Raw genomic sequence first — 15214 nt, 5'->3', positions numbered from 1 at the left:
ACACCAAGCGCAATCAGGCTGAAAGACAGTCAGCGAAGGACGTGAAATCGAAACCGCGTCTCAGGTCCTGAGCGCCGAGGTCAGCACCACCGCGGCCAACAGCAGGAACACCAGCGCAGTCACCGGTTGCCCGCCCGAGGAGACCAGATACACCCCGTACCCAAGCGCCCCCGCGCCGACGCCGACCACGGTGCTACCCGCCGCGTGGGTGGCCTCCAGTTGGGTCGTGTCGGCTGTCCGGCCCAACTGCTCGCCGACGTTGATGGCCTGCTCGCCGAAGTCCCACGCCAGCACCGTGGCGATGACCCCCGGCAAGAGGAGGTAGGCCGCCCCCGAGAGCAGACCCCCGACGAGCGACCCGAGGAGCAACACCCCCGCGCCGAGCGTGATGCCGCGCCGGGACCCCGCGACCACGCCGACCGTCAGGAGCGCGAACCCGGCGAGGCCGCCCGCCAGCGCGGTGGTCGAGGACAGCGCACTGGCCCCCGCAGAGAGCGCCGCCGCGCTGATTGCCAGCGCCGACGAGAGGCGGGCGGGCGACCGGTCGATTTCGCGGGTCACACCGACCCTCCCGTGACGCGGGCCACCCGAGCCAACGCGACGCCGAATGTCTCGTCGGTGTCCCAGTCCACGACCCGGATGCCGGCCTGCCTGAGCTTCGAGACACGGTGTTTGCGCTGTGTCCGGGCGAACCGCTGGCCCGAGGTCGCGGTCGCAGTCGGGTCCGGACTCACCACCGTCACGAGGTGGCCCTCGGCGTCGATTCGCCGGGCGACCTCTGCCCCGAAGTCGTCGCACAGCGGCGTGACGAACACGACCTGCGTCGAGGCCGGCAGTCGCTTGCGAATCTGCTTGAGCCGAGTCGTCGGGTAGAACATCTGGTCGGAGGGGACCGGCGAGAAGGCCGGATGGGTCGCCAGCAGGCTCCGAGCGCGGGCCTGATGGTCGTGGCCAGCGCCGGGCGCGAGCCAGCACATCTCCGGGCCGAGCGACGCCAGCCCCACTCGGTCGCCCGCATCCAGCAGTTTGGTGACGATTTTGCCCGCGGCGTCCACGCCGAACTGGACCGCGTTGCGCTCGTCGTCGCCCCGCGAGAGATACGACTTCTCGCGGGTATCTACCAGCACGACCACGCTGGCCGCGCGCTCCTCGCGGAAATCGACGGTGGTCAACTCGCCGGTCCGAGCCAGTCGATTCCAGTCCACCCGCGAGAGTGGGTCGCCCGGCCGGTACTCTCTGGTCGCGTGGAACTCGACGCCCGACCCGCCGGTGTCGGTCGTGACCCGACCGGTGTACTGGGTGGTCTGGGCGCGGAGCGGCACGTCCACAGTGGTTCCGAGTTTCGGAACGCACCTGATGGCCGTCTCGCACTCGACCTCGGTCTCGACCTCGATTGCGCCGCTGAAGTCTCTGGTAATCGCAATCACGGGGTCGAACTCGTGTTCCCCGCGCTCGGCCTCGACGGTGTATTCGAGACTGGCGCGCTTGCCGGGCCTGAGTGCGGTCCCGAGGCGTGCCGACCCGCCAGTCACGGGCAGGGCGTCGGGAATCCCGTCTACGATTCGGAGGTCCGGGAGCATCGAGTCACCGACGTTCTCGACGGTGAGTCGGACCTCCACCTCGTCGCCCGGCAGGGGTTCGTCGTCGCTAATCGTCCGGGTCACGTCCAGTTGGGGTTCGGGCGTGCCTGCGGTCCGGGCGTAGGCCGCGAACGCGACGCCGACGACGCCCGACAGCAGGACCAGCGGGCGACTGAACAGCACCCCGAGCGACCCCGCCAGCAGTGCCACCGCGCTGACTCCTCGCCACCGGTTGGTTTCACGAATCGACTTCATGCTTCGACCTCCGTCTTCCGGGCCGAACCGTCGCGCTCTCTCCCAGTCGCCTCGGCGTCGTCAGTCGGACCGTCGCCTGCTCGGGTCGCTGACTCGTCGCTATCGGTTCCGTCGCCACCGGTCCTCCCGGTGCCGGACCTCCCGCTTCCATCGCTTCCGCCACCGCCATCGCTCCTGCCGCCTCCATCACTCGCGTCGGCCTCGACGCCGGCGGCCCGCGCCACCGCGTCGGCGGTCCGGCGAATCCGAAACTGGAAGGGCGACTCGCCGCTGGCCGCGATTTTCATCCGGTCGAGGAGGGGCGGGGAGGGCGCGTCGGAGCCACCGAGGAAGGTCGCGGCGTGCGGGTCGTCGGTCCACGTCCCGGCGTCGAGCAAGTCGGCGGCCTCGTCGCGCGAGCAGTTCTCCCGGTCGGCGACGGCGGTCAGCGCGGCCTCCTCCAGCGCGTCCCGGAGGTCGGCCCGCTCGCGGATGAGGACCCGGCGGGGTCCCGAGCGCAGTTCGGCGACCGTCTCGTCGAACTCGTCGCCGGGGGTCGGCATCGACTCGACTGTCTCCACGTCGGGGGTCTCGGCGGCCCGCAGGTCGGTGGCCTGCCGAGAGCGGACGACTCGAATCCCCTGAATCAGGGCCAGCAGGCCAATCATCGTGACTGCGGCGTAGCCCGTGCCGATGGCGCTGGCCAGTCCGGGTTGGAAGACGAATAGCAGGCCCACAGCGACCGCGACGATACCCGCAGTGGTCAGAATCGGGTGGTCGTCGTCGCTCATCGACCATCACCCGCGTACTCGTCCTCGATTCTGCGCAGGGCTTCGAGCGCCTGCTCCTCGCGTTCTTCGGTCGGGGCCTCGCCGCCGTACCGGACCTCCTCGAACAGCGAGGTCAGTCGGTCCACGTCCTCGCGGGCCATCCCGGCATCGACCGCCGCGCCGGCGAACTCGGCGGGCGTGCTGGACCGGGGATTGGGCACGTCGAGGTGGTCGGTCATCTCGTTCCACGCCCGGAAGACCTCGTTGTCCACGTCAGTCGTGGTCTCGATTCGGTCGGCGGCCTCGCCCGCGGCCCGACCGACCGCCGCCACGTCGGTCGAGTCGTCGGGTTCGGCGAACTCCTCGTCCGGTTCGGGGTCGTCGCCGCTGGAGGAGACGAACAGGAGCGCGACCGCCGCCAATAGGGCGACGGCTAACCCGGCCATCAGCAGGAACGAGGGGTCGGTCACCGTCGTCCCGGTGCTACTGCCGGGCGCGCCGCTCCCGCCGGAGGGGGCGAGCGAGACGTTGCCCCGGTTGAACAGCGAGGACCGAGCGTCTTGGGCGGGGTCGGTACAGAGGGTCAGGATGGCGTGGGCGAACAGCAGGGGGATGCCCACCGGCCCGGCGTAGGCCACGACCCCGATACCGCCGAGGCGGCGGTAGGCGACGTAGCCCCCGAGCGCGAATCCGCCGAGGATGGCCGCGATAGCCCACCACGTGTCCAAGACGGCGTAGCAGGGGATGTCCATCCCTAACGTCCCGGTCGCGTTCGTCGTCTGGTTGCCGAGTTCGAAACTGGGCTGACTGCCGTTCTGGACGCCCTGACTCGACGCGGGCGGCCCGATGCCGAATCCGCCCGACGAGTCGGTCGTCACCGCCGAGTTCAGCGTGGCGGCGGCGATGCCCAGAGCGACGACTGCCAACAGCGCGAGCGCGACGGGGCGTGCGGTATCACGGTCCACGGAGGGAGGTAGCAGGATTGATAACTTAGAGGTTCTGCCTCGTCTGCGAGAATCGACGTTCGTTTATCGGCTGTGAGTCGGAAATTATGTTTCGAGTCGTCGGAATCAGTCGCTTCGCGCCGACGATTTCTGGACCTCCCCGAGCGACGAGGAGCGTTCAGGTCCGGAAACGCTACTGGCGACTCAGCGCATCGCCGCACCGCACCGACCGCGACTGCGGTCCTCACGCCTCCCCAACCTCCTCGCTCACACCCTCACTTCGTTCGGTCGCTCACTCGTCGCTCGCACGCGAGGTGCGGCCTTCGGGCCGCACCAACGCGCGCCAGAAAGCGAAAGGACACAAAAAGCGGATACGAACATAACTAAGACAATCTCTAAGACTACTATTGTGGTGTTAAAAACACCAAATTATTTCTAAGAGAGAAGGAGGACGAGAATGTTCCCTACTCACGTTTCGTCAGTTACTTTCCCGTCTTCTCGGTCGCGCTCACGGGCCGCGTCGTCTCGTTCCTGCGGGTCGCCGTACCCGCCGCCGCCGGGCGTCAGCACGGTGACGGTGGTCCCCGCTTCGACTTCTCGGGTGGTCTTCGCGCCGACGCGCTCGCCGTCGATGCGGTTCTCCCCGAGCGCGCCCGATTCGCCACCGTTCCGGCCTTGAGGAGCGTGGCGTCTGCGCTCGGTGAGGAGCGACACGGTGGCGTCCTCCTCGACGGTCACGCTTCGCTCCAGTCCCAGACCGCCGCGGAACTCGCCCGCGCCGCCGCTGTCGGGCCGGACCGCGTAGCGTTCGACCCGGAGCGGGTACTCGGCTTCCAGCGCCTCGACCGGCGTGTTCAGCGTGTTGGTCATCCCGACCTGCACGGCGTCCATGCCGTCCTTGGTCGCTCTCGCGCCGAATCCGCCCGCGATGGTCTCGTAGTAGGTGAACCCGCCCGCTCTGCTTCCGATTATCAGGTTGTTCATCGTGCCCTGCCCCTCGGCCGGGACGCGCTCTGGGGCGGCCTCTGCCAGCGCCCGAAACACCGCGTCGGTGACGCGCTGACTCGTCTCGACGTTGCCCCCGACCACCGCCGCGGGCGGCGTCGGATTGAGCAGGCACCCCTCCGGCGCGCTGACAGAGACTGGCGCGTAGCAACCCTGATTCGGTGGAATCTCGGGATTTGTCACGCACCGGACCGCGAAGTAGACCGCGCTCTTGGCCACCGACAGCGGCGCGTTGAGGTTGCCCGCTACTTGGTCGGCGGTACCCGAGAAATCAACCGACAGCGAGGACCCCTCGATTTCGACCGCGACCTCGATTGGCACATCGTCGTCGGTCACGCCGTCGCCCTCCAAGAAATCGGTGGCCCGGTACTCGCCGTCGGGCAGGGCGGCCAGTTCCGCCTCGATTCGCTCGCGGGAGTAGTCGATTACGGCGTCGAACGCCGAGAGGAGTCGGTCGCCGTGGTCGCCGAGAAGTTCGCCGACGCGCTCGTCGGCCCGGTCGTTGGCCGCCATCTGGGCGCGGAGGTCGGCCCGGCGCTCGTCGGGTGTCCGGACGTTCGCCAGCAGGAGAGCCATCACGTCCTCGCAGATGTCGCCGTCCTCGGCGAGGCGGACCGGCGGCAGGCGCAGGCCCTCTTGATAAATCTCTCGCGCGCCCGCGGGCATGCTCCCCGGACTCATCCCGCCGACGTCGGCGTGGTGGGCGCGAGAGACCGCGTAGCCGACGATTTCGCCATCTGCTTCGTCGGGCGCGAGCGGCGACACCAGCGTCACGTCCGGCAGGTGGGTCCCGCCCTCGAAGGGGTCGTTGACGACGAAGGTATCGCCCGGTTTGGGGTCCAACTCCCGGACCGCTGTGACCGCTTCTGGCATCGCGCCGAGGTGGACCGGGATGTGTTCGGCCTGCGCAATCATCCGGCCCTCGGCGTCGAACAGCGCGGTCGAGCAGTCTCGGCGCTCCTTGATGTTCGGCGAGTACGCCCCCCGAATCAGGACTTGGCCCATCTCCTCGGCCACGCTCTCCAGTTGGTTCCGGAGGATTTCGAGTTCCACGGAGTCGATGTCTCCCGTCATTGTGCCACCTCCGTTTCCAGCACCAGCGTCCCGTCGGCCTGCACTTGTGCCCGCCACTCGGGCGGCACGACCACCGTGCTGTCGGCCTGCTCGCAGATGGCCGGTCCAGCGAACTCCTCGCCGGGCGGGAGCGCCTCTCGACGGTAGACCGGCGTCTCGCGGAACTCCCCGCCGAAGTTGGCCTCGCGGGAGGCGACTTTCGGGTCCTCGTCGGCCCGGTAGGCGACCGCTGGCGTCTCGCGGGCGACGGTGGCTCGCGCCCGGAGACCGACGAGTTCGACCTCCTCGTCCATCCGGTAGCCGTGGGCCGTCTCGTGGGCCTCGTGGAATCGCTCGGCGACCGCACGAGGGTCGAACGATTCGCCGACCTCGACCGGCAACTCGAAGCTCTGGCCCGAATACCGGAGGTCGGCGTGCCGCGAAAGTGCGGCGGCTTGGGGGTCGCGCAGGTCGGCCCGCGCCTCGTCGGCGAGGCCCGCGAGGACGGACTCGATGTCCTCGCCGTTGGCGTCGGCGAGAGGAGTCCGGTAGGTCCGAACCGCGTCGCGGGTCTCGTCCGCGGACAGCAGGCCGAACGCCGAGAGGACCCCGCAGGCCCGCGGAATCACGACTTGGCCCACGTCGAGGCGGTCGGCGAGTCCAACAGCGTGCATCGGTCCCGCGCCGCCGAACGCCGCCAGCGCGAAGTTCCGGGGGTCGTGGCCGCGCTCGACAGTCACGGCCCGGACAGCTCGGGTCATGCTAGCGTTGGCCACTCGGTAGACGCCGCGTGCGGCCTCGACAGGACCAGACAGGTCCGCCTCGTCGGCGAGTTCTGCGAGCGTCTCGCGCGCTGACTCGGCGTCTAGCGAGAGTTCGCCGCCCAGCGCAGTGTCACCACCGAGATAGCCCAGCACGACGTTCGCGTCGGTGACGGTGGGTTCGGTGCCGCCCTTCCCGTAGCACGCCGGGCCGGGGTTCGCGCCTGCCGACTCGGGGCCGACCCGGAGCGCGCCGCCCGAATCGACGTGGGCGAGGCTTCCGCCGCCAGCGCCGACCGTCGTCACGTCCACCATCGGCGTGCCGACCGGCCGACCGCCGATTTCGGCCTCGGTGGTGCGCTCGACTTCGCCGTCTCTGACGAGACTCACGTCGCTGGAGGTCCCGCCCATGTCGAAGGTGACGAGGCCCTTCGCGTCGGTCGCACCCTCTGCGGTCGCGTCCGCCCCGACCACGCCCGCCGCGGGACCGGAGAGACAGGTCGTGACGGCGTGGTCCCGGACCGTCTCGGCGTCGGCGATGCCCCCGTTCGACTGCATGATTGAAGGGGCCGGGACGCCGGCCTCCTCGGCGCGTTCGACCAGTCGGCCGAGGTAGGCGTCGATTTTCGGCGTCACGTAGGCGTCCACGACTGTCGTGGAGGTTCGTTCGTACTCCCGGAAAGCGGCTAAGACCTCGTGGGACGCCGAGACGGGGGCGTCCAACTCGTCTCGCAGAATCTCGGCGACCGTCTGCTCGTTTTCGGGAGCGGCGTAGGCGTGCAGAAGCGAGACGGCCACGCTGTCGGCGTCGGACTGGCGAATTCGGTCTGCGACCTCGCGGACCGAATCCGGGTCCGGAGTAGTTTCGACACCCTCGGGGGTCGCCCGCTCGGCGACCTCGAAGCGCCTGCGCCGGGGGACGAGAGGGTCTGGTTTCTCGGCGTCCAAATCGTAGAGCGCGGGCCGGTCCTGTCGGCCGATTTCCAGCACGTCGCCGAACCCCTCGGTTGTGACGAGCGCGGTCTTCGCGCCGGTCTCTTCGAGGAGCGCGTTCGTAGAGACAGTCATCGCGTGCGAGAAGGCGTCGATGTCTCGCGGTTCGAGGTCGGCCTTCTGACAGGCTTTCCGGATTCCCTCCAAGACGCCCGCGCTCTGGTCCTCGGTGGAGGGCACCTTCGCGGTGACGAGACGGTCCTCGGCGGTCAGAAGCACGACATCGGTGAAAGTGCCGCCGACGTCTGCGCCGACGCGGATGCGGTCGGTCACGGGACCGACCCCCCTGTGGAGCGGTGGCGGTGGTTCATGAGACTTGGATTTCGCCATGGGCGGTAATAGTTGACGTTTGCGGAACCCCACCCCGAGGGACGGCGGCCATCCGGTGGCGTCCGCTCCCGAATAGCGGCCCGACTACCGGATGGCTACGGCCGGATGGAGATAGTAAGAAATGATTTGGAGTCTTAAAGCAATAAATACGTTACTTTAGGAATTGAATTATTCTTTGAGGAAATGATAAAACGACGTGACCCGCTCACGGGAGTCCCCGAACCGCGGCCGCCGAGGGACAACGGCATCCGGAACGGTCGCGGGCTGACTCATCGAGACAGATAAATTTTATCCAAAAGTACTATGTTTAATTATAATCTAGCATGGCATGCAATGTCACAAGACGTTACCACTTCGCTCGAATCGCAGTACGAACAGAGCCACGACGAAACCGACGAGACGGTCGCGGGTTGCGACACGCTCTACGACCCGGTGTGTAGCTACAGTAGCGAGTAACGACCCGAATCGTCGGTCCGAAACCGACGTCGCCTTGGTCGGAGACGCCGAACTATTCTGCGAGGAATCGAGTCGAGGAGTCGTTGCTACGGGAGCGGCGCTCTCATAGCAGTCGCGTCACTCTCGGCAGGTCGGTTTCCGTCCCGCGGGTCGCCAACCGGAGCGCGACGTAGCCGACCCCCGCCAATCCGGTGAACAACCCGAGGTTAGGTAGTTCCGGAAGGTGGACGCCTAACCGAAGCCGACCTTCCCGGCGAGCGCGTTCGAGCGCCGCCGAAAACAGCGTCTCGCCCTGCTCGACAAGGGCTTGGTTGTCGAAGGCCTCGCCGGCCTCGACCATGAACAGCGCCCGACCGACGGAGCCACAGCACACCGAATCGTCCACGCTGAGGCCGGTCCGCAGACTGTCCCGGAGCGCGGCGTCGAGCGACTCGTCTCGGGCGTCCTCGGGGACCGCCATGCGACCGACGCCGACCCCCGCCGCACCCTTACACCATCCCCAGATGGTCTCGCTTTCGGCGTGCTGGTCGCCGTCCCGCCAGCTTTCGGCGTCGAATCGGAGCGCCTCACGACCGACTCGGGCGTACTCGTCGTCGCCGGTCGCCTCGCCGAGTCTGGCCAACGCGGTCCCGATGCCGCCGACGCCGTGCGCGAATCCGGGCCGGTAGTCGTCCGCTCGCCCGTTTCCGGTCGTCGGCACCCGGTAGCCCGCGTCGGTCTCGACGGCGGCGTCGAGGAGACGGTCGCCACACCACCGCGCTCGGTCCAGCGCCGCGCCGTCACCTGTTCGCTCGTGGACCGCCAGTTGGGCGAGGAGTTCGCCTGCCGCGCCACCCATCACGTCGAGGTCCTCGTCGGCGGCGACCTCCTCTCGCGTAGTCCGACCGGCGGCCCTCCGTCCCCAGTCCACCAAGTCGTCGTCGCCGAGGAGGTCGCCCGCCGCGACCAAGCCGTACGCGACTGACCCTTTTCCGGTCGTGCCGCCGATACCGAGGTGGTCGTCCTCGCCGGTTTCGAAGGTCGAACTGACGGGTTTCAGGACTCGCCTGCTCCGGTCTGCGAGTTCCTCCTCGCCGAGGACGACCGCCGCCGCCGCGAGAAACACGCCGACGCCCGCGGCCCCCTCGTAGAGGTTCAGTTTCGATTCGTGGACTCGAACGGGGTCGCTTCCCGGCGACCCGACCAGTTCCGCCCACTGCTCGCTCCCGTCGGAGTACGTCGTCGTGGCCTCGCCGAGCGCCGCCGCCGCGTTCGACGCGACTGCGGCCGGTTCGTCGGCGTCGGGCACCCACGTCCCTCGGTCAGCGGGCGGAGCAGATACCGGGTCGGGAACCGACGGTCCGTCGAACGCGAGGTCCAGAACGTGGAGTTGCGCGTCGATTCGGTGCCGGTCGAGGTCGGCGATTCGCTGACGAGCGCGGGCCAGCGGCGACCGGTCGGCGAACGCGCCCTGTGATTCGCCGCGGGCGTCCCGGAGTTCCCGCCCGGTGGCCGAAACCGTGAACCGGGGAACGGTGAACCGCCGGAGCGCCGACTTCTCGGCGTCCACGAGTTTCCAGAGGTCGTCGCCACTGTCACCGTCACCACCGCTACCGTCGCCCCCGCCAGCGTCGTCATCGCCACCGTCGCCGTCCCGCTCGGGAACGAACGTCTTGTAGAGCGATTCGAGCGCCAGCGACCGCTGGAGACCCGACCGGAGTTGCGACGAGTAGGTACACTCCACGAGTTTCGACCCGTAGTGGCGCGTCGGCCGGAGGAGGTACCGGAACTCACAGCCCTCGAACGCTTGAAGCGGCCCATCGGCGGCCAGTAACGCCTCTCGGTGGTCGCAGACGGTCGCCGTCACCTCGCTGAATCCGCGTTTGAGCGCCGGGAGGTGGGATTCTACAGGGACGATTTCGCCGTCGAGTCGGGGCAGGTTCGTCCCGTCCAGATGCTCGTCTGACCGGAAAATCAGGTCCATCGCGTCGGTGTTTGGCCGGACGAACGTGGTCGACTCGCGTTCGACCTCGACCGAATCCAGTTCCGAAAGTCCGTGGTCGGTGAACGGTTCGACGCCGTCGTCGTTCAGGTCGCTCGTGAACGGGACCAGCGTGGTTTCGAGGACCGTGTTCTCCACCAGCGACGACACCGCGGGCGACGTGGGACCGCTGGGGTCGTCGAACCCCGGCGAGAGGACCGTTTCGAGGTCCACGACGATTGGCTGGTCGCCCGACGCGACGACGTTCTCGCGGTGGAAGTCGGTCGAACCGAGGAGGAAGGCCAGTCCGGTCAGCACGCCCATCCGCTCGTAGTAGCGTTCGACCGCTGTCGAGGAGTCACACGGCCGGTGGGAGACGAACTCGGCCCACCCGTACTCGCCGCGGTCAAGCACCGTCGGCGCGTCGAGGTCCGGGGCCGAAACGCGGTCGTTCACCCAGTCGAGGAGTTCGCCGAACGCCGCTTCGTCGGCGACCGACCGCGGCTTGTACACCACCGAGCAGTCGGCCTCGAAGTGGACGCCCCACACGATTTCGCCGTCGCCGTGGGGGTCGTCGGACAGCGCGGTCAGGTCCGCGACTCGACCGAGGTCCTCGCCGTCGGCGAACGTCCGGGAGAGGGCGTCTCTGTCGGCCGAGATGCGGTCGGACAGTCGGCGGGCGAGTCGGACCCACTGGTCGGCGACGACGCCGAGGAGTTCGAGCAAGACGGGGTACGTCTCGAAGACGGGTTCGTAGTCGGCGTCTCGGACGCCAGCGACGAACTCGTCGTACACCGCCGTCGAATCCCCGCGGTCCTCGAAGTCGGTGTCGGGGTACTCGACCTGCTGGTGGGCCTTGAACTGAATGAACAGCGGATGCCGGAAAGCGGCCGTCAGGCGGTCGAACAGCCAGTCGTCCAGCGATTCGCGCGCGGTCGGTGCGAGGTCGGCCTCGGGCGAGAAACGGTCGCTCACGGCCACGGCAAGCGGCGCGACCAACTGGACGAACGGCGAGTCGGCGTGGCGCGCGACCAGCGACTCGACCGCCGCGGAATCGCACTCGACCGCGCGGTCCACGACTCGCTCGGCGGTCTCGAAGGCCGGCGGAATCGTCACGTCGGCGTCGGACGGCGCGTCGAGGTCCTCGCGGACAGTTTCGGGCGTGAGACCCGCGAGGCCGAGTCGGTCTCGGAAGGCCGCTTCGGAGTCGAAGACCTCGCGCCAGTCTGCCACGAGGTCGGCGGGAGCGGTGTCGGCCGGAAGTGGGGTCTCCTCGGTCGCATCCACGAGTGCGGCCAGCGAGCGAGACCGGACTGCGCAGTCGGCGAGAAGGCTCTGTCGCATTCGTGGCCGGAACGTGACCCGGAGCGTGGTTAAGTATTTTCCGTCGCCATCGGAGAAATAAACGAGGTCCGTCCGGAGAACCCTCGACAAGAGAAATAATAAGCATGCCTAAATAAATTAGTATATTGCTATAAGCAGTATTTATATTTCCTAGATTTCCATTCTTCCCACAGAGCGATAGCTTGTCGTCCGATAGACAACTACCGCTTCGTGATATATTTCTATTATTTTATAGAAAACTTTTATTGTTACTCGTACCCAATCATGAGATGCGATGACACGAGACATTAGTGACTCCCTCGAAGCACAGTACGAACCGGCCCACGACGAAACCGACGACCGCGCAGTCATCGGCAATTCGAACTGTCACATCTCCGACGACCCGGTGTGTATGGGTACGGACGACGACCGGATGGAGTTCTGAACCGGCCACGACCGAAAATCGGCGCTTCGGACGGTCGGAATCTATTTTGTGTCGTTCGGCGACCCCCGTCTCATTCGAGTCGCATCACGTTCGGCAGTTCGACTCCCGCATCGTTCGCCTCGATAGCGAGCGCGACGTACCCGATACCCGCGACGCCGGTGAACAGGCCGAGTCGAGGGAGCATCGGGAGGTGGTTCGCAAGTCGGAGGCGACCCTCGCGTTCGGCCCGGTCTAGCATCCGCTCAAACAGTGCTTCGCCGCGTTCGGTCAGCGATGGCTCCTCGAACACGTCCCCCGCGTCGAGCAGGAACAGCGCGCGGCCCGCCGACCCGCAACACAGCGAGTCTTCTCGGCTCAGTTCCGTCCTGAGGTCCGAGCGGACGGCAGACCACTCCGCCGACGAGGCGCTGGCAACTCCCATCTGACTCGTCCCGACTCCCGCGACACCGTTGCACCACCCCCAGATGGTTCCGTCGCCGGTCTCGCCAGCGTGTTCGTCCTCGGCCGCGTCGTTCGCCGGCTTTCGGCCGCGTCGCCAGAGTTCGAGGTCGAACCCGAGCGCATCCCGTCCGACTCGGACGTAGCGTTCGTCGCCGGTAGCGTCTCCGAGTCGGACGAGGGCGTTCCCGATGCCGCCGACACCGTGGGCGAACGCGAACCGCGAGTCCGAGTCGGCGGTCGTCGGCACTCGATAGCCGGACGCCGTGTCGGTGGTCGCGCCGAGGAGCCGGTCGCCGCACCACCGCGCTCGTTCGAGGGCTTCGCTGTCGCCGGTGCGCTCGTAGACCGCGAGTTGGGCGAGGAGTTCGCCCGCCGCACCCTCCATCACGTCGAGGTCCTCGTCGGCGGCGACCTCCTCGCGGGTCGTCCGACCGGCGACGGTGCGAGCGCGTTCTGTGAGGTCGGCGTCGCCGAGCAGGTCGCCCGCCGTCGCCAACCCGTAGGCGACCGACCCCCGACCGACGATGCCACCGATGCCTCCCACGACGGAGGCCTCCTCGGTCTCGGGTGCGGTCGGTTTCAGGAGGCGTCGGCTCTGTTCGGCGAGGCCGGCGTCGTCCCGGACCGCGGCGACCGCCGCGAGGAACAGTCCGACCCCGACGTGGCCTCGATAGAGGTCGAGGGTCGGCTCACGAACGCGGAACTGCCCCGCTGACGACGACCGGGCTAGCTCCGCCCACCGGAGGCTTCCGTCCGGATAGCGAGTCGTCGCGTCGTCTATCGACTCCACGACGTTCGAGACGACTGCCTCCGCCGAGTCGGCGCTCGGTACGGCGTTCGACCGGTCGGACTTGGGGGCTGAGACCGGGTCCGAAACCGTCGAATCGGTGAACGCGAGGTCCACGAGTCGGAGTTGGGTCTCGACCCGGTGGTCGTCGAGGGCCGAGACGCGGCGACGAGCGTGGTCGAGCGGCGACTCCGCTACGGTCACACCCTGTAGATTCCCCCGGCCATCACGGAGTTCGTGACCGGTCGCCGGGACCGTGAATCGCGGAATCGTGAGCCGACTAATCGACTCTTTCTCGGTCGGGACGAGGCCCGCAAGCTCCTCGTCGTCCGTCCGAGGCACGTACACCGAGTACAGCGACTCCAGCGCGAGCGACCGCTGGAGGCCCGACCGAAGCCGCGACGAGTAGAGGCTCTGGGACAGTTTCGAAGCGTAGTGGCTCGTCGGTCGCGGCAGGTACCGGACCGGACACCCCTCGAACGCGGCGAGCGGTCCCAACGGTCCGAGAAACGCCTCGCGGTCGGCAAGTATCGCGTCGGTCACCGCTCGGAACCCGCGTTTCAGGTGGTCGAGATGCGCCGACACGCTTCGGACCTCGCCGTCGAATCGCGGGAGGTTCTCCCCGTCGAGTCGGTACGGCTTGTCGAACCCGAGGTCCATCGCGTCGGTGTTCGGCCGTCGGAAATTCGGTCGCTTCTCCCGGCGCTGTTCGCCCGCGAGGTCGGTCAGTCCGGCGCTGGTCTGTCCGTCGTTCTGGTCGCCAGTCTCCTTTGCGAACGGAATCAGTACCGTGTTCAGCACCGAGTCCTCCATCAGCGAGTCCATAGCCGGCGAGACCGGCTTGTTCGAGGACCCGACCTGCGGAGAGAGCGCGGTCTCTTGGTCCACGACGACCGGATGCTCGCCCGACGCAACGACGTTCTCGTGGTGGAGGTCGGTCGAACCGAGAACGAACGCCAGCGCGGTCAGCGCACCCATTCGCTCGTAGAATCGCTCGACGCCGCCCGGCGAATCGCACTCGGAATGGCTCACGAACTCCATCCAGCCGTATTCGCCGCGGTCCAGCACCGCCGGGGCGTACAGGGCCGGGATTTCGGCGTGGGCGTTCGTCCAGTCGAGGACCGCGCCGAACGCCGCTTCACCGCCGACAGACCGCGGTTTGTAGACGACGGTGCAGTTCTCGAAGTCGAGTCGGAGGACGACCTCACCCTCGCCGTGGGGGTCGTCCGAGAGCGGCGTCACGTCCGTCAATCGGCCGAGGTCCTCGCCGTCGGCAAATGTTCGTTCGAGAGCGTCCCTGTCGGCCGGTATTCGCTGGCCGAGGCGGCGGAGTAGCTCGTGCCACTGGTTGGTGACGACGCCCAGCAGTTCGAGCAAGACAGGGTACTCCTCGAAGATGGGTTCGTAGTCCGCGTCTCGGACGCCAGCGACGAACTCGTCGTAGGTCACGGTCGAACCACTCGCATCCGAAAACTCCCGGTCGGGATACTCGCGCTTCTGGTACGTCTTGAACAGGATGAACAGCGGGTGCTGAAACACCGTCGTCAGGCGGTCGAACAACCAATCGACCAGCGACTCGAACGCGGCAGTGTCGTGGGCAACGTCCAGCGAAACCGAGTCGCGGGCGGCGGCGGCCAGCGGCGCGACCAGATGGACGAACGGCGAGTCGGCGTGGCGCGCGACCAGCGACTCGGCCGCCGCGGAATCGTACTCGACCGCGCGGTCCACGACTCGCTCGGCGGTCTCGAACTGCTCGGGAATCGACTCGTCCGAGGACGACTCGTCGGCGCGGAGGCTTTTGCGGACATCTTCCACCGAGCGGTCCGCGAAGTCGAGTCGCTCCCGGAACTCGTCGTCGGAGTCGAAAACCTCGCGCCAGTCGGCGAGCAGGTCGTCGGGGTCCTCGTCGGGCGGAAGTGAGGTCTCCTCGGTCGAATCGAGACGTGCGGCCAGCGAACGCGACCGGGCCGCACAGTCCGCGAGAAGCGTCTGTCGCATGAGTGACCACGTGTCCCGGAAGTCGGTTAAGTATTTTGTCGGTCCGCGTCCGGGAAATAAATCCGGTGTCGGCACCTGATTCCGGGTCGAATTCCCAATTAGAAACAATCGAGTGCCTTAGAAAAATAAAGAGA

Annotated in this window: 10 protein-coding genes; 2 read left to right on the top strand and 8 right to left on the bottom strand. The window is 67.5% G+C overall.

The genetic code is table 11. From position 1 onward, the window contains the following. Positions 1–60: 60 nt before the first annotated feature. The 6 genes from P2T57_RS15940 to P2T57_RS15915 form a co-directional block, all read right to left on the bottom strand. Positions 61–561, bottom strand: a complete 501-nt coding sequence (locus tag P2T57_RS15940; protein ID WP_276300206.1) for a DUF7519 family protein — start codon at positions 559–561, stop codon at positions 61–63. After that, positions 558–1835, bottom strand: coding sequence for a DUF58 domain-containing protein (locus P2T57_RS15935; protein ID WP_276300205.1), 1278 nt, complete (start codon positions 1833–1835; stop codon positions 558–560). Before P2T57_RS15935 ends, P2T57_RS15940 begins: the two co-directional genes overlap by 4 nt. Further along, on the bottom strand, positions 1832–2605 hold the full coding sequence (locus tag P2T57_RS15930) for a DUF308 domain-containing protein (protein WP_276300204.1): 774 nt from the start codon (positions 2603–2605) through the stop codon (positions 1832–1834). The genes P2T57_RS15935 and P2T57_RS15930 overlap by 4 nt, the downstream gene beginning before the upstream one ends. Further along, complete coding sequence (locus P2T57_RS15925; protein WP_276300203.1) at positions 2602–3549, bottom strand: DUF4129 domain-containing protein; 948 nt, start codon at positions 3547–3549, stop codon at positions 2602–2604. Before P2T57_RS15925 ends, P2T57_RS15930 begins: the two co-directional genes overlap by 4 nt. 447 nt (positions 3550–3996) lie before the next feature. After that, entirely contained in the window at positions 3997–5607 is a 1611-nt protein-coding gene (locus tag P2T57_RS15920; protein ID WP_276300202.1) for a hydantoinase B/oxoprolinase family protein, read from the bottom strand. Then, the gene (locus tag P2T57_RS15915; RefSeq protein WP_276300201.1) at positions 5604–7613 is read right to left on the bottom strand and encodes a hydantoinase/oxoprolinase family protein; all 2010 of its coding nucleotides are present in this window, start codon (positions 7611–7613) and stop codon (positions 5604–5606) included. The genes P2T57_RS15920 and P2T57_RS15915 overlap by 4 nt, the downstream gene beginning before the upstream one ends. 390 nt (positions 7614–8003) lie before the next feature. Between P2T57_RS15915 and P2T57_RS15910 the strand changes: the two genes are divergently transcribed. After that, complete coding sequence (locus tag P2T57_RS15910; RefSeq protein ID WP_276300200.1) at positions 8004–8126, top strand: hypothetical protein; 123 nt, start codon at positions 8004–8006, stop codon at positions 8124–8126. A 103-nt stretch (positions 8127–8229) separates the two neighbouring features. Here the strand turns inward: P2T57_RS15910 and P2T57_RS15905 are convergent, their stop codons facing one another. Continuing rightward, positions 8230–11430 carry a type 2 lanthipeptide synthetase LanM family protein gene (locus tag P2T57_RS15905; RefSeq protein ID WP_276300199.1) on the bottom strand — a complete coding sequence of 1067 codons (3201 nt, stop codon included), beginning with the start codon at positions 11428–11430 and terminating at the stop codon, positions 8230–8232. A 274-nt stretch (positions 11431–11704) separates the two neighbouring features. Here P2T57_RS15905 and P2T57_RS15900 point away from each other — a divergent pair, with 274 nt between their 5' ends. Further along, on the top strand, positions 11705–11854 hold the full coding sequence (locus P2T57_RS15900; protein WP_276300198.1) for a hypothetical protein: 150 nt from the start codon (positions 11705–11707) through the stop codon (positions 11852–11854). A 70-nt stretch (positions 11855–11924) separates the two neighbouring features. Here P2T57_RS15900 and lanM read toward each other — a convergent pair whose 3' ends face one another. Further along, positions 11925–15080 (bottom strand): type 2 lanthipeptide synthetase LanM, encoded by a 3156-nt coding sequence (lanM, locus tag P2T57_RS15895; protein WP_276300197.1) that lies wholly within the window; start codon positions 15078–15080, stop codon positions 11925–11927. Positions 15081–15214: the final 134 nt, after the last annotated feature.

It is taken from the genome of Halorussus lipolyticus (assembly GCF_029338375.1).
In the GTDB taxonomy this organism is placed as follows: domain Archaea; phylum Halobacteriota; class Halobacteria; order Halobacteriales; family Haladaptataceae; genus Halorussus; species Halorussus lipolyticus.
The sequence above is the reverse complement of the archived record's forward strand: the minus strand, read 5'-3'. Positions and strand labels throughout refer to the sequence as shown.

Excerpts from the sequence above, each read along its gene's own strand:
- P2T57_RS15935 (WP_276300205.1), bottom strand. The coding sequence starts at position 1,835 with ATGAAGTCGATTCGTGAAACCAACCGGTGGCGAGGAGTCAGCGCGGTG.
- P2T57_RS15930 (WP_276300204.1), bottom strand. The coding sequence starts at position 2,605 with ATGAGCGACGACGACCACCCGATTCTGACCACTGCGGGTATCGTCGCG.
- P2T57_RS15920 (WP_276300202.1), bottom strand. The coding sequence starts at position 5,607 with ATGACGGGAGACATCGACTCCGTGGAACTCGAAATCCTCCGGAACCAA.
- P2T57_RS15910 (WP_276300200.1), top strand. The coding sequence starts at position 8,004 with ATGTCACAAGACGTTACCACTTCGCTCGAATCGCAGTACGAACAGAGC.
- P2T57_RS15905 (WP_276300199.1), bottom strand. The coding sequence starts at position 11,430 with ATGCGACAGAGCCTTCTCGCCGACTGCGCAGTCCGGTCTCGCTCGCTG.
- P2T57_RS15900 (WP_276300198.1), top strand. The coding sequence starts at position 11,705 with ATGACACGAGACATTAGTGACTCCCTCGAAGCACAGTACGAACCGGCC.
- lanM (WP_276300197.1), bottom strand. The coding sequence starts at position 15,080 with ATGCGACAGACGCTTCTCGCGGACTGTGCGGCCCGGTCGCGTTCGCTG.